At 62.6% G+C, this 14108-nt stretch carries 13 protein-coding genes; 8 read left to right on the top strand and 5 right to left on the bottom strand.

Annotated features, from left to right (window positions below):
- Genes G3N95_RS04805 through G3N95_RS04795 form a run of 3 tightly spaced genes read left to right on the top strand, consistent with a single transcriptional unit; the run spans position 1 to position 3240 of the window.
- Positions 1-699, top strand: coding sequence for an ABC transporter ATP-binding protein (locus tag G3N95_RS04805; RefSeq protein ID WP_205968848.1), 699 nt, complete (start codon positions 1-3; stop codon positions 697-699).
- A complete protein-coding gene (locus G3N95_RS04800) occupies positions 696-1781 on the top strand; it encodes a biotin/lipoyl-binding protein (RefSeq protein ID WP_205968847.1) in 1086 nt (361 codons plus the stop codon). Before G3N95_RS04805 ends, G3N95_RS04800 begins: the two co-directional genes overlap by 4 nt.
- On the top strand, positions 1759-3240 hold the full coding sequence (locus G3N95_RS04795) for an efflux transporter outer membrane subunit (protein ID WP_205968846.1): 1482 nt from the start codon (positions 1759-1761) through the stop codon (positions 3238-3240). The genes G3N95_RS04800 and G3N95_RS04795 overlap by 23 nt, the downstream gene beginning before the upstream one ends.
- A 48-nt stretch (positions 3241-3288) precedes the next feature.
- Here the strand turns inward: G3N95_RS04795 and G3N95_RS04790 are convergent, their stop codons facing one another.
- Positions 3289-3732 carry a hypothetical protein gene (locus G3N95_RS04790; protein WP_205968845.1) on the bottom strand — a complete coding sequence of 148 codons (444 nt, stop codon included), beginning with the start codon at positions 3730-3732 and terminating at the stop codon, positions 3289-3291.
- 211 nt (positions 3733-3943) lie between these two features.
- Here G3N95_RS04790 and G3N95_RS04785 point away from each other — a divergent pair, with 211 nt between their 5' ends.
- Positions 3944-4219 carry a DUF1488 domain-containing protein gene (locus G3N95_RS04785; RefSeq protein WP_205968844.1) on the top strand — a complete coding sequence of 92 codons (276 nt, stop codon included), beginning with the start codon at positions 3944-3946 and terminating at the stop codon, positions 4217-4219.
- Here G3N95_RS04785 and G3N95_RS04780 read toward each other — a convergent pair.
- The 3 genes from G3N95_RS04780 to groL form a co-directional block, all read right to left on the bottom strand.
- Positions 4113-5897, bottom strand: coding sequence for a bifunctional aminoglycoside phosphotransferase/ATP-binding protein (locus G3N95_RS04780; RefSeq protein WP_205968843.1), 1785 nt, complete (start codon positions 5895-5897; stop codon positions 4113-4115). The genes G3N95_RS04785 and G3N95_RS04780 overlap by 107 nt on opposite strands.
- Entirely contained in the window at positions 5894-7111 is a 1218-nt protein-coding gene (gene phaZ / locus G3N95_RS04775) for a polyhydroxyalkanoate depolymerase (protein ID WP_346778354.1), read from the bottom strand. The genes G3N95_RS04780 and phaZ overlap by 4 nt, the downstream gene beginning before the upstream one ends.
- Positions 7112-7407: 296 nt before the next feature.
- A complete protein-coding gene (gene groL, locus G3N95_RS04770; RefSeq protein WP_205968842.1) occupies positions 7408-9030 on the bottom strand; it encodes a chaperonin GroEL in 1623 nt (540 codons plus the stop codon).
- A 254-nt stretch (positions 9031-9284) separates the two neighbouring features.
- Here groL and ftsH point away from each other — a divergent pair, with 254 nt between their 5' ends.
- Together ftsH and G3N95_RS04760 are read left to right on the top strand one after the other, a co-directional pair.
- Complete coding sequence (gene ftsH / locus G3N95_RS04765) at positions 9285-11168, top strand: ATP-dependent zinc metalloprotease FtsH (protein WP_241018265.1); 1884 nt, start codon at positions 9285-9287, stop codon at positions 11166-11168.
- Positions 11169-11521: 353 nt separating this feature from the next.
- Positions 11522-11959: an Hsp20/alpha crystallin family protein gene (locus G3N95_RS04760; protein ID WP_205968840.1), complete on the top strand. Its 438-nt coding sequence runs from the start codon at positions 11522-11524 to the stop codon at positions 11957-11959.
- 206 nt (positions 11960-12165) lie between these two features.
- Here G3N95_RS04760 and G3N95_RS04755 read toward each other — a convergent pair whose 3' ends face one another.
- Positions 12166-12834 carry a SagB/ThcOx family dehydrogenase gene (locus G3N95_RS04755; protein WP_205968839.1) on the bottom strand — a complete coding sequence of 223 codons (669 nt, stop codon included), beginning with the start codon at positions 12832-12834 and terminating at the stop codon, positions 12166-12168.
- 282 nt (positions 12835-13116) lie between these two features.
- On the opposite strand from G3N95_RS04755, the gene G3N95_RS04750 reads away from it, so the two are divergent.
- Together G3N95_RS04750 and G3N95_RS04745 are read left to right on the top strand one after the other, a co-directional pair.
- Positions 13117-13767 (top strand): BON domain-containing protein, encoded by a 651-nt coding sequence (locus tag G3N95_RS04750; protein WP_205968838.1) that lies wholly within the window; start codon positions 13117-13119, stop codon positions 13765-13767.
- A 63-nt stretch (positions 13768-13830) separates the two neighbouring features.
- Entirely contained in the window at positions 13831-14070 is a 240-nt protein-coding gene (locus G3N95_RS04745; RefSeq protein ID WP_205968837.1) for a hypothetical protein, read from the top strand.
- Positions 14071-14108 lie beyond the last annotated feature (38 nt).

The raw sequence follows: 14108 nt of genomic DNA, 5'->3' as shown, positions 1-14108 counted from the left end.
ATGGCAGCCATTGCGATCGACGCGCGGGGGCTGAACAAGTGGTTCGGCGAAGGCGACGCGCGCACGCAAGCGCTGTCGGATGTGGCGATGCAGGCTCGCTTCGGCGAAATGCTTCTGATAGTCGGCCCGTCGGGCAGTGGCAAGACCACATTGCTGAGCGTGATCTCCGGCATTCTGCGGCCGGATTCAGGCGCGGTGTCGATCGAAGGCGTCGATCTCTGGCAACAGGACGACAACGCGATCGCGGACTTCCGTCTCAAGCGAATCGGGTTTGTATTTCAGGACTATCACCTGTTTCCTCGCCTTACCACGGTGGAGAACGTAGCCATTCCGCTGATCCTTCGACGTCGCGACTGGGACGATTCGATCACCGAGGCCATGACGTGGCTCGACGTGGTCGGCCTGCGCAACCGTGCTGCGTTGCCGCCTATGAAGCTCTCGGGCGGAGAGCAGCAGCGTGTTGCGATTGCGCGCGCGATCGTCAGCCAGCCCGACATCCTGATTCTCGATGAACCGACGGCGTCGCTCGACGGCGAAACCGGGCGTTCGATCATCGATTTCGTCAAGCACAAGGTTCTCAACGACCATCGCTGCATCGTGATCGTGACGCACGACAGCCGGATTTTCGACTACGCCGATCGCGTCATGCACATGGAGGATGGCAAGCTCAAGACCATCGACGCGGGAGGCGGGAAATGAAACAGCGTCTCCTGTTTCTGCTCGCGTTCGCGGGCTTCGCCGCGAGCATCGTGGCAGCGTGGGTCTACGGTATCCAGCAACCGCCCCAGCCGCCCGTGTTCGATCCCGCGTCGAACCCTTATGCACACGGCGTGTACGCGACGGGCATCGTGGAGAGCGATCAACCCGCCGGCGCGAACATCAATATTTACCCGGATGTGTCCGGTGCGGTGACCAGGCTGGTCGTGCACGACGGCGACACCGTTCACCGTGGAGACGTGTTGCTGGTCATCGATGACGCCGTGCAGCGGGCGACGGTCGCGCAACTCGAAGCGCAGGCGGAGGCAGCGCAATCTCTGCTGGACGAACTGCGCGCGCAGCCGCGTCCCGAAACGCTTGAAGTGGCGAGCGCGCAGGTCGGCGCGGCGGCAGCCAGCCTCAAGATGGCGCAGGATCAGTTCGACAAACAGAAGCATGCATACGAGATCGACCCGAAGGCCGTCAGCCGCGACACGCTCGACAATGCCGCGAATGGAGTCGCCGTTGCGCGCGCCAATCTGGACGTGGTCACGCGGCAGTACCGGTTAATCCGCGCGGGCGCGTGGACATACGACGTGCACAACCAGGAGCGCCAGGTCGAAGCGCTGCGCAAGGCCGCCGAATCTGCATCGGCGCAGCTCGATCGATACACGTTGCGTGCGCCAGCCGACGGCGTGGTGCTGTCGGTGAACGCGGCGCCCGGCGCGTATCTGTCGCCTCAGGGCGTGTATGACACGTATGCGCAAGGCAGCGCACCCGTGCTGGTGCTTGGCACGCCGTCGGACCGGCTGGCCGTGCGCTGCTATGTCGACGAGATTCTGATCAGCCGGTTGCCGGATCTGCATGGATTGAAGGCGCGCATGTTCATACGCGGCACTTCGGTGCAGGCAGATCTGCAATTCATGCGTGTGCAGCCGTATGTGACGCCGAAAATCCAGTTGACGGACCAGCGTACGGAGCGTGTCGACGTGCGCGTCTTGCCCGTGCTTTTCCGGGTGGTCACGCAGCAGCCGACACGTCTGTTTCCAGGGCAGATCGTCGATGTCTACATTGCCGCCAGTTGAGCGCCGCGGGCACCGTACGGTCGCGCGCATTACGCGAGCCGTGGCATTGGCGGCGGGCGTCGTGCTCGCCGGGGCGTGCACGGTCGGCCCGAATTTTTCGCGACCCGCCACACCGCGTGTCGATCGCTACGACAGATCGGACGCGTTGAGCACGGCATCCGAAGGACAACAGCAGACCTTGTCACCCGCCGTTCAGTTGCGCGACGACTGGTGGACGGCGTTCGGCTGTCACGCGATCGACATGGCCGTCGACGAGGCACTGACAGGCAACGTCACGCTGGAACACGGGGAGGCGACGTTGCGGCGAAGCGAACACCTGTTGCGCGCAGGTGCTGGCGTCTTTTTCCCTCAGGTCGATGCACAGGGGGATGCGTCCCGTCAGCGGTTCTCGCCCTTGCGTACAGGCATCGATGCGCCGGCGTCGATCTTCAATCTGTTTACGCTGTCCGCGACTGTCAGTTACACACTCGACATCTGGGGCGGCGAGCGCAGACAGGTCGAGGCGCTCGCCGCACAAACGGAAACGCAACGGTATGCGCTCGTCGCGACCTACCTTACGCTGGCCGCGAATGTCGTCAATGCGATGATCGCCCGGGCCGCTTATAGCGACGAAATCAGCGCGACGCACGAAATGATCGAACTCGTGCGCGAGCAGGTCCACATTACGGAAGTCCAGGTTGCGGCGGGCGCGAGCGCGTGGTCGGCCGTGCTGTCGCTTGAGAACGAACTGGCGACGCTCGAGGCGTCGCTGCCCGGACTCGAGCAGAAGCGCATCGAAACCGAGCATCTGCTTGCGCTGCTTGCGGGGATGTATCCGGAGCAGTGGAGCGCATCGGCATTGTCGCTCGGTGAGATCGCATTGCCGGGCGTATTGCCGCAGACGCTGCCATCTTCGCTCGTCCGGCGGCGCCCCGACATCTTGCAGGCGGAAGCCGCACTGCATGTGGCGAGCGCCGATATCGGCGTGGCTACGGCGGCAATGTTCCCTCAGATCACGTTGTCCGCTTCGGGTGGTTTCGAAAGCGCGGTGCTTCATTCCCTCGGAACACCGGCTGGACAAGTCTGGAGCGTTGCTGCGGGTGTGACGGCGCCTGTGTTTCATGGGGGCGCATTGTGGTTCCAGCGTAAGGCCGCAGTGGAAGCCTACAACGAGTCGAGCGCCGCGTATCGCGAAGTCGTGCTCTCGGCGTTTGCACAGGTCGCCGACGCGCTGCAGGCGCTCGAACACGATGCACAGACGGTCGAGGCGCAGACCCGCGCAGTCCAGGCCGCCGGCGAGGCGCTGCGGCTGATCAAGGAGTCGTATCGCGCGGGGACCGTTGGCTATCTGCAAATCCTCGTCGCCGATGGTCAATATCATCAGGCCCGGATTGCGTGGCTACAGGCCATCGCCCAGCGCCTGCAGGACACGGTTGCACTCTATGCGGCGTTGGGCGGCGGTCTGATTTCCGACTCCTGATCGCTGCCTGCAACGCCCGCGCCACAAGTCAGTGATATCGCGATGTGATTACACCGCCTTCTCGGAGAGGGGCGCGGAGGCGGTGGGCAACTCGCCCCAGCCAATTGGCGCAAAAACGGTGCCGCCCGCCAGTTCGATCAGCTCGGTGAACCGCAGCAGCGTAACGCCTGCCATGACATGAATCTGCGTCCCGTGAAAGTAGCTTTCGGTGCGCAGCCAGGGCGACGCGCCGGTGTTGAGTTCGAGCACGCTTAGCGAGCGACCATTGAGTCCGGACTCGGGCGGGAAAAGCGGGCCGTCGAAAGCGATCTTCAGGATCTGACCGGTGTTGTCACCGTAGGGCAGATGCGCATGAAATTGATACGGCGCCTTGTCCCAACCTTCACCCCACTGTTCATCGAGACCGATCCGGGTGAAATATGCCCACGGCCCGCGCACGAAGCACAGGCGGTAGACGTTGCCCACATCGTCGAGATCGACCCGCAATGTCATCTGTGCACCCCATCCGCCTATGGAACTCGTGAGCCTTCGACGTCTTGAAGACCTCACATCAATCGTTGCATGCGCCGGACAGACGGCATTGATGCAGGTCAACGGGCGCATGGTTGATGTCCGTCTTGCAGACGTTGACGTGTATCAAATGGACGGGCAAGCGTGGGGCTAATCTGGGGTTGTGCTTTTGCGTCCATGTGGAGTCGTTGCCATGCAAATATCGTTTCCTTGCTGTCGCCCTGACTATTGCGCGCGAGACCTCGTGTTGACGTTTCCTGCGCTCGTCGATCACCAGTCCGTGCAATGTGCGATTACGGCAGAAGCGCTCGAAGATCATTTTGGCGCGCGGTCGCTGCGAGAAGAAGACCTGTACGACGCGTTCACTGCGCATCGTCCTGATATCGAGGTTGCCGCCCGGCGGATGCTGAACGAGGTAGGTGGAAATCCGGTTCTGCTGCATAGCGGCTACTTTCGCTTTTGCACATGATGCGGCAGGTATCGGGTACAGATTCGCCGGCGGGCGAAGACATCAGATCAAGTACGGGTTTCCAGAAGGCGGGTTCGTCGAAGGCCTCCGCGGCAACGGTGGTGTCGAAGGCGAGGGTCCGCGCCATTTCGTCGGATCTCAAGGGCTCGGCAGTGTTGAGTTGCAGTGACAGCGTGGATGTATCGGCGTCGGAGGCATCGCGACGGTTGCGCTGACGTGTGACGATGCGCTCCGCCAGGATGTTGGGAGCGGCTTGAAAATCCAGCACGCGCGCCCGCACGCCAAGGCGTTCCGCCAGCGCGAAAAAGGCACTGCGATGGTCATGCTCAAGGAACGTCGCGTCGACGATCACACTGTAGCCCGCCTGTAGAACCGACGATGCGAGGCGAAGCAAGTGGTGGTAGACGGCGTGTCGCGCCTCGTGTGTGTAGTGCGTTGCGTCGAGGCGGGTATTCGCCGCGGGTGTGGACTCCAGACGCTTGCGTTCGACGTCGCTCGACAGACATACCGCGCCGCTCAGAGCGGCCAGAGCGCGGCTGGCGACGGATTTTCCCGATCCAGAGAAGCCATGACACAGCAGCAGGACGGGCGGCGGTTTACGCGTCTCGGCCGTGGCAATCTCTATGTAGCGTGCGGCGTCGCGCGCTGCGGCAGCGGCTTTTGGGTGCGAGCCGCACTGACCGTACAAAGAGGCCACGAGCGCACGAACCAGCGCACGATATACGACGTAGAGCGGCATCAGTTCGAGTGCCGCATAGTCGCCCGTTACCTCAAGCCACCTGTTCAGCAGCCGGTTCGACAGACGGGTTCCTGCCCGCATCCGCAGATCCATGACGAGGAATGCAATGTCGTTGGCGATATCGATCCAGCGCAGCGCGTCGTCGAAGTCGATGCAATCGAACATCGATACCTCGCCGCGCCAGCGCATCACGTTGTCGAGGTGCAGATCGCCATGACAGGCACGTACGAAGCCGTCGGCACGACGCCTGTCTATTGCGTCCGTGTGCTGCGCGAGTTGCCGTGCGCACCAGATGCCGATTTCACGCAGAGCCGGCTCATTGCAGCCTGCCTGAAGGGATGCATTGACCGCGTCGACTTGAGCCTTGAGTAACGCGGTGCCGCCGTACCGTACGAGAGGCGCGTCTCGCGGTGCGTGCCGATGCCAGGCAGCAAGCCTATCGGCCGCACGGTCGACATCGCGCGGCGACAGCGCTCCGCTTCGGGCGAGACTGGAAAAGAGCCCGGATTCGTCAAAGCGCCGCATCTTGACCGCGTGTTCGACGGCGCGGCCCCTCGATTCGAGCGTTAGCGAACGTCCGCGGCGCATGATCGGGTGCACGCCGAGATAAATCCCACGCGCGAGCGGTCGGTTCAGACTCAGCTGGGCTTCGCAGCAACGCCGCCGGGTTTCGGGCGACGTGAAATCGGCGAATCCCGGCGCGACGGGCTTGATGATCTTGTAAGCGAAGCGGCCCGCGAGATACACGATCGAGATATGCGTTTCTATTCTGGTGATCGCGCCGGCCGGATGGCGATAGATGCGCGCTCGCTGCATCGCCGAGTCGACTCCGCGAACCTGGCGTTGCGCGGCTCGAATGCGGTTTGCGCCATGCTGTGTGCTGGAATCCGTTGAACGGGTGCGCCGTCTAATCGGCCTGCGGCTGAACGGTTGGATCACGCCTGCCTCCTGCTACGGGTTGGCCTGTCTTTGTCTTGCCTGATAGGCATGCTCGACGCCGCGTCCTCGACCTGACACCAGAAGCCGCACAGAGCGGGATGGACGGCATCGCGCCAGCGCGGTCCGGTGAAGAGGTCATAGTGATTGCAAGCAGGAACGGTTATCTGCCGGTCGCGCGGTGGAGATGAAGTGCCGCACAATGTGTGCGCGCAGTGCGTCTGGCCGGCGCCGGTGATGTCGTCGAGTTCGCCTTCGACGGTGCACAACGGTATGCGGCAGAGCGCGTTCGGTTCGACGTGCCGGCCCTGAACCCACCATGTATTGCGCGGCAGCCAATGCGCCTGGAAGACGATGTGAAGGATGTCGAGGAAGTAGCGTTCCGCCATGTCGAGTACGGCTGCGTATTCGTTCAATGATCGCAGCGCCCGGGCGGCGGCGCGCATGTCACCTGTCAGCCAGTTTGTCCAATAGGCCGATTCAAGACGGACGTGCCGTTCCGGATGCGCCGCGAAGATGGCGCCCTGCTGGATGAATCCGGGATAGACGCGCCTTCCTGCGCCGCGATACAGCGGGGGAACGACGTCGATCACATGGTCGCGAAACCATGTGAGCGTGTGCGATGTGGCGAATCGATCGATGACGGTCGGGCTGATCCGGGTATCGATGGGCCCGCCGATCAGCGAGATGCTGGCGAAGGGCACAGCGCGCACGCTTGCGAGCAACGCCGCGGCGGCGAGTGCGGGTACGGCTGCCTGGCAAACGGCGACGAGGTGTATCGGAGGTCCGTGTGCACTGGCCGCAGTCATGAAGCGTTCGAGTGCAAGCACATAGTCGTCCAGCGACAAAGGACCGGCATCGATTGGCACATCGCGTGCGTCGGCCCAGTCGGTAACGAACACGTCGCGCTCCTGAAGCAGCGTCTCGACGGTTTCGCGCAACATGACGGCGTGATGACCCGCGAGCGGCGCGCAAAGCATGACGGGCCATTTGTCATCAGCGTGAGGCGCAGTACCGTTCCGCGTGAACTTGCGTAGCGTGCCCGTCGGCAGGGAATCGACAACGGTTTCTTCGATGTCTATCCTGTTTCCTCTGTGCGTCACAGCGCGAATTCCAAATGACGGAGCTTGCCCGTATGCGCATGTCGACCTGAGGAGCCAGTGACTGAACGCATTCACCGCGACACCTGGACCCGTCGCACGTGCTTGCGTCGCCATACTCCAGACTTCCCCGCACTGCATTTGACCCGCAATCGTGCGAGCGAGGCGCCGCTGTGCATCGATGAATGCGTACCACATCATCGCCTCCGTCTGCTGTCAGTAGCGCAGAGAACGCTGCCGCACCGGCCAGAACGCATCCGTATTCATGGCGGCCTCGCCCGATATCAGCCCAGATTTCAGTTGATCCTATCGCACTTCGCGTGGCGCAAAGGTCGAGAGCTTGCGGAGCGATTGCATGCGATCTGGCACAGCGAGGCATAACGGACGACGCGGAGCGCGCTGCGACACAACGCTCATGCAAACTCCCTGCTCCAGTCCCCGCGACCTGCACCATCGGCGCGATTCTTCGCAGGATGCACGATCATGCAATCGGTGGTCAGCAGGAGCGACGCGACCGAAATGGCGTTCTGCAAGGCGGTACGCGCCACCTTCACGGGATCGACGATGCCTCGCTCAATCATATCGCCATAGTCGCCGTGAGCGGCGTCGTAGCCGAACGCATCGCTCGCTTCGGCGACGGCGTGTACGACGGCCTGAGCATCCGCGCCGGCGTTTTGCGCGATTTGCCGCAGCGGCGAGGCAAGCGCGTCGTACACGATCCGTGCGCCGATTTTTTGCGGCTGTGTCTCGCCATAGTGTTCGAGCACCCGGCGCGCGCGCAGCAGCGCGACGCCTCCGCCCGGCACGAAGCCTTCCTCGACGGCGGCGCGCGTCGAATGAAGCGCGTCTTCGAAGCGGTTCTTCCGTTCGCGCAGCGCGGTTTCCGTTGCGGCGCCGACCCGGATCACGGCGACACCGCCAGAAAGCTTGGCGAGGCGCCGGTTGAGGTTCTCGCGCTCGTATCCGTCCGCGCTTGCGTCGATGCGTTTTTTCAGTCCGGCTATGCGATCCGCGACGCGCGCATGATCGCCGCTCCCTGCGACGATGGTCGTCGTGTCGCGCGTAATTTCAATGCGCCGTGCCGCACCGAGGTCCTCGAGGGTGGCGTTTTCGAGTGTGCGTCCCGCCTGCGCCGAGATGACGGTTGCCCCAGTCAGGGCGGCGAGATCCCCGAGTTGCTCGGTGCGGCTTTCGCCGAAGCCGGGCGAGCGGATTGCACAGGACTTGAACGTGCCGCGCAGATGATTGACGACGAGCGTTGCAAGGGCTTCGCCTTCGATCTCGTTGGCAATGACGAAAAGCGGTTTTCCTGTTCCCATGACGGCCTCGAGCATGGGCAGCAGTTGCGGGATCGACGAGATGTTCATATCGCACAGCAACACGCGCGGTTCTTCTAGCACTACGTTGCGTTGATCTTCGCTGAGAAAGAGGGGCGACACGAGACCCCGATCCAGCAGCGATCCGTCGACCGTCTCGAGTTCGTCGTCGAGTTTGGAGCCGTCCTCGATGCTGATCGCGCCTTCCTTGCCGACGCGTGCGACTGCGTTGGCTACCAGCGCGCCGATGGTCGCGTCGCCGCTCGCGGAAATCGTCGCGATCTGCCGCATTTCGTCGACGGTCGAACACGGTCGTGCGAGCCTGTGGAGTTCCGCGACGACCTCTTTGCCTGCGTCCTCGATGGCGCGCTTGAGCGCCATCGGATCGTGCCCCGCCGTCACGCATTTATTGCCCTCGACGACGATCGCCTGTGCGAGTGTCGTGGCTGTCGTCGTGCCGTCGCCTGCGATTTCGCTCGTGCGGGTTGCGACCTCACGTAGCAGTTGCGCGCCCATTTCCTCGTACGGATCGGAGAGGTCGACGGATCCCGCAACCACCACACCGGAGTTTGCGACGAGCGGCGCGCCTGGAACGCGCTCGACGATCACATTGCGGCCGCCGGGGCCGAGCGTGACCTTGACAGCTTCAGCGAGCGCGTTCACGCCGTTGAGCAGCAACTGCCGCGCGTCCTGATGAAATACAAGCGTCCTGTGTGACACGGCAGACCTCCGCGAGCGTTGGCCGATAGCGCATTCAGTGCGCAACGGTGATGGACTGTCTGCCTATTTAAGTCGCCGCGGGCGGGAGGCCGATTGATCTGCATCAATCGCTCCGGGGCGATGGCGGCAGAACATCATGAAACCGGACACGCCACTCCTCGTCCCCGAGAGAGACCATGATGCCCACACAGCGTCCTTCGCGCGATGCGCGCAAATCGCCTCGATGGCTCGACCTGGTGAGTATCGCGCTCACGATGTTCTTCGTGATGGCCGTTGTGCTGCAGTTCCTGACGGTGCAAGGCATGACGACGGAGATCGCATATAGCGACTTTCAGCAGCTCGTTGCCGCTGGGCAGGTCGCCGACCTCGAAGTGACCCCCACGCGCATCACCGGTACGCTCAAAATGCCGGGCGCCGCTTCGCTACTGCCGGCCTCCGACGCCACAGCCGTGAACAGGAACGGCGAGCCGTGGCACTTCACGACGATGCGCGTCGCCGATGACCGCCTGGCTGGCACACTCACCGCAGCGGGCATCCGCTATTCGGGTGGTGTCGACAGTGCCTGGCCGGGCATGCTGCTTTCCTGGGTCGTGCCGTTGCTGATGATGTTCGTCGTGTGGAATCTGCTATCGCGGCGCGCGGGCGGCTTACAGCAGTACACGAAGATGGGCCGTGGCAACGGCCATATTCTCGTGCAGAACGAAACAGGCATTACCTTCGACGATATCGCTGGAATCGATGAAGCCAAAGCGGAGCTCAGACAGATCGTCGCGTTTCTGCGCGACGCCGAACGGTATCGTCGGCTCGGCGGCAAGATTCCGAAGGGTGTGCTGATCGTCGGCGCGCCGGGCACGGGCAAAACACTGCTTGCAAAAGCCGTTGCGGGCGAAGCAGGCGTGCCCTTCTATTCGGTGAGCGGCGCCGGATTTGTCGAGATGTTCGTCGGCGTGGGCGCGGCCCGCGTGCGGGATCTTTTCGAGCAGGCGCAAGCGGAAGCGCCTTGCATCATCTTCATTGACGAACTGGATGCGCTCGGCAAAGTGCGCGGAGCGGGCCTGACTTCCGGCAATGACGAGCGCGAGCAGACGCTCAACCAGTTGCTGATCGAAATGGACGGCTTCAATTCCAATTCGGGCGTGATCATCATGGCGGCGACGAACCGCCCCGAAACGCTCGATCCCGCATTGCTGCGCCCCGGCCGGTTCGACAGGCATATCGCCATCGACAGGCCCGACCTCAATGGCCGCCGTCAGATTCTCGCGGTGCACACGCGCCACGTGAAGCTGGCGGACGAAGTCGATCTGAGCGAACTCGCGTCTCGCACCCCGGGCTTCGTCGGCGCGGACCTCGCGAATGTCGTCAATGAAGCCGCGTTGCATGCCGCCGAAGCCGACAAGCAGGCCGTCGATATGTCCGACTTCGATGAAGCAATCGACCGCGCGATGACGGGCATGGAACGCAAGAGCCGCGTGATGAACGCGCAGGAAAAGATCACGATCGCGTATCACGAGGCCGGGCACGCGCTAGTCGCGCGTAGCCGCAAGCACTGCGATCCCGTCAAGAAGGTGTCGATCATTCCGCGCGGAGTCGCCGCGCTCGGTTACACGCAGCAGGTACCGACCGAAGACCGGTACGTGCTGCGCGAAAGCGAACTGCTCGACCGGCTCGATGCACTGCTCGGGGGCCGGGTCGCAGAAGAACTGGCCTTCGGAGATGTTTCGACTGGCGCGGAAAACGATCTGGATCGTGCGACGGCGATGGCCCGGCACATGGTGAGCCGCTACGGCATGAGCGGACGCATGGGGCTTGCGACGATCGGCGAATCCATGAACCAGTTCGCCGTGCCGGGTCTCGATGGCTGGCGTGGTTCGTCTTGCAGCGACGACACAGCGCGTCTTGTCGACGAGGAAATCCGCCGGATGCTCGACGATGCACATGAACGTGTCAAAGCCACGCTCTCTACCCAGCGCGCGACGCTCGAGCGCATCGCCCGGTTGCTGCTCGAGCGCGAAGTGCTCGATCACGAGATGCTGCAACGCGCGATCGACGGTGCCTCGAAGACGGGTGAGCCAACCGAGGTCAAGCCCACTGAAGCAGATGTCGATGCCGGACAGGACGAGGAATCGTGTTCGGGATGAAAGCCTTCACGCGCTTGGTGTCGACGGACGTCTTGCGCCGGAGGGGACAGTGCAGGCACTTTGCCTTGGGGGCGACGTTTCACGCTTGCATCACACAAGTGCGATTGACATGAATCAACGGCGCGGTGCCGGGTGCGGCTACGCTGAAAGCGTGACTTCACGATGCAGCAAATCGTGAAAGCGGGATGGCAGTCACCATCTTCCATCGGAGCAGGAGCGATTCGATGAAGAGTGACATGCGATTGAAGAATCGCGTTGCCGAGGCCGTTGGGCCTCAGACACGCTGTTAGCCGGCTATCGAGGTCGGACAAACGGGGCCATGTCCTGGCCTGCTTACCTGAAGGAGAAGTGCAATGAGCAATCTGACGCGTTTTGATCCGTTCTCGCTGGACCCGGTCGTTTCGGATCTGTTTCAGGGTTTCTTCCGGCCCATGCGGTCGATGGCGACTCCTCAGGACGCCGAGCTTGCGTCAATGAAGATCGACGTGACGGAAAACGATGGCGCCTATACGGTGAAGGCCGAGCTTCCGGGCCTCGACAAGAAGGATATCGACGTGCATATCGACGGGCGGATCGTGTCGATCAACGCGAAGGTCGAGCGGAACAAGGAAGAAAAGGAAGGCGAGCGTGTGATCCGGCGCGAGCGGTATTCGGGCGCGTTCAGCCGCTCGTTCTCGCTTGCGGGCGAGGTCGATGACGCCAATGCGACGGCCGAGTACAAGGACGGTGTCCTTTCGTTGAGACTGCCGAAAAAGGCGCCAACCGACCAGAAGCGCCTGACGATCGGCTAATGGGAGCAGGGTGCGTCCTGGCTGTCATGGCGCGCTTTCGACGGTCTTGGTGTCGCGAAAAAATACGCAGTGAACCGATCTACGGAGGCGTGGGGAGTGGGAGACGGGCCTGAATTTCAGGCCCGTTCCTTTGTTGGCGCTATGAGAGAGGATTCAGCAGGCCCGGACGCGCATGGTTATGCGCTGTCCGGCGAGAAGAAATGACGTCAGTCCGCGAGCGAGGTCAGCGTCGTGCCCGGCGCGCCGACCGTTTGCGCAAGAATGGGCAATTCGTCCTCGTTCAGCTTCAGCGCGTCGCTCAGCAGGCGATGATTGATCCAGCCGCGCACGACGCACCCCAGTCCTTCGGAGGCGCAATACAGCGACACGTTCTGTGCCATTGCGCCTGCCGCGACTGCGGAAAAGATATCGCGCTGCTGGGGCGCCATGTCGAGCAGACGCGACATGTTGACCACGTAGACCAGGTCGAGCGGTGCGGCACCGACGAAGTCCTGATACCCCGTCAGATTGCGCGCATCGCTTGCCTGTTTCAGGACGAGCCGATGCGCGGGCGCATCGTATCGATAGACACCATTCGGCATCACGGCGTAGAGGTCGATTTCATTGAATGCGTTCGCCGATGGCGCGGTACGGCCTCGTTTGAGCGGCCGATTGATGCCATCGGCAGCCCACAGCAGTGCGCCGAGCGTGGCCGGCGCAAGCGGCGCATCGGAGAACTCGCGCGTGCTGGCACGTAACGCAAGGGCTTTCATCAGCGGCGCGCCTGAGGACATGTCCGGTTTCGGCAGTTCGATAACGGCAGGGCTGTCGCCCCGGGCATGAGCCGGCGCACGACCGTGCGCAGGTTCGTAAGTCAGCAGTTGCGTGTCGCTCATGATCGACTCCTTCGTGGATGGATCGATGCATTCGCCCAGGCGGCGCAAGTGCATCGCTTCCAGGATAGAGGCGGCCTGAAGTGCGACCGTTGACTTCAGTCAAGCGCATTGCGATGTGGATTGTCTTGCGACTTTCCAGAGCGCGGGTCTGCGGAAAAGACGCGTGTCAGGTTAACGCGGGGAAGACCCGCACGCTTGATCTGTATCAGTCCCATCGTGCAACCGCTGGCCGAAGCTTCTTTGTGATGGCACGAGCCACGATTCACATCGAGGAGATGCGTGATGAAATCAGACCGCCAGTTGAGGAAGGAAGTCGAGGATGAACTCGAGTGGGACCCCGCCGTGACAGCGACGGACATCGGCGTGGAGGTGACGGATCGCGTGGTCACGCTCTCCGGTCATCCTCCCAGCTACGCCGAGAAGCTCGCCGCTGAAAAGGCGGCGCACCGTGTGGCGGGCGTCAAGGCTGTCGTGGTGGATATGCAGGTCCGGCTGCCGCAGAAGGACGAACGCACGGATGAAGACATCGCCAGTGCCGTACACGATATCGTGCACTGGACAGTCGGCCTGCCTGACGATTCCGTGAAGGTGCAGGTCGAACGAGGGTGGGTCACGTTGACGGGCACCGTGGACTGGGCGTACCAGGCTCACATCGTCGCGCGCGCGATCAGCCATATGCGCGGCGTGCTCGGCGTCATCAACCGCGTTGAAATGCGCGGCCATGTCGCGTCGGAAGACATCGGCGCGCAGATCGCGCAGGCGATGCAGCGCCATGCGGAGCGCGAAGTCAAACACATCGGTATCGAGGTCAAGGACGGAACCGTCACCCTGACAGGCAAGGTCGGCTCTTACGCTGAACGCGCCGTCGCGCGAGGGGCCGCGTGGAGCGCGCCGGGTGTTCGTGCCGTGGTCGACGATCTCGTTGTCGAATGACATACCGTCGCTCGCCGGCGCGCCTCTCCGTAGTCCGCGGCGGCGAAGCAAAAGGAGGCTGTGATGACCTTGTCGGGAAACGTGCAGGAAGGAGAATGGTCAGTGAACGTGCAGACGGAAGAAGCCGAAGACGGGGGATATCGGTCGACGATCCATGTCAGGCATTGGTCGCCGGACGGTGACTTCGAACGCACCTTTCGGCAGGGCAAGAAATGCAGCACGGAACGCGACGCCGTACTGGAGGGATTGCGCGAAGGAATGATGTGGATCGGTTTGAAGATGGCACGGACCATCAAGGTGTGAAAGTTGCGGGTCTTTTTCAGGCTTGACGCAGGTCAAGT

Source organism: Paraburkholderia sp. Tr-20389, from assembly GCF_017104565.1.
Lineage (GTDB): Bacteria > Pseudomonadota > Gammaproteobacteria > Burkholderiales > Burkholderiaceae > Paraburkholderia.
Note: the sequence above shows the minus strand (reverse complement) of the source record. Positions and strands in the feature narration are given on the sequence as shown.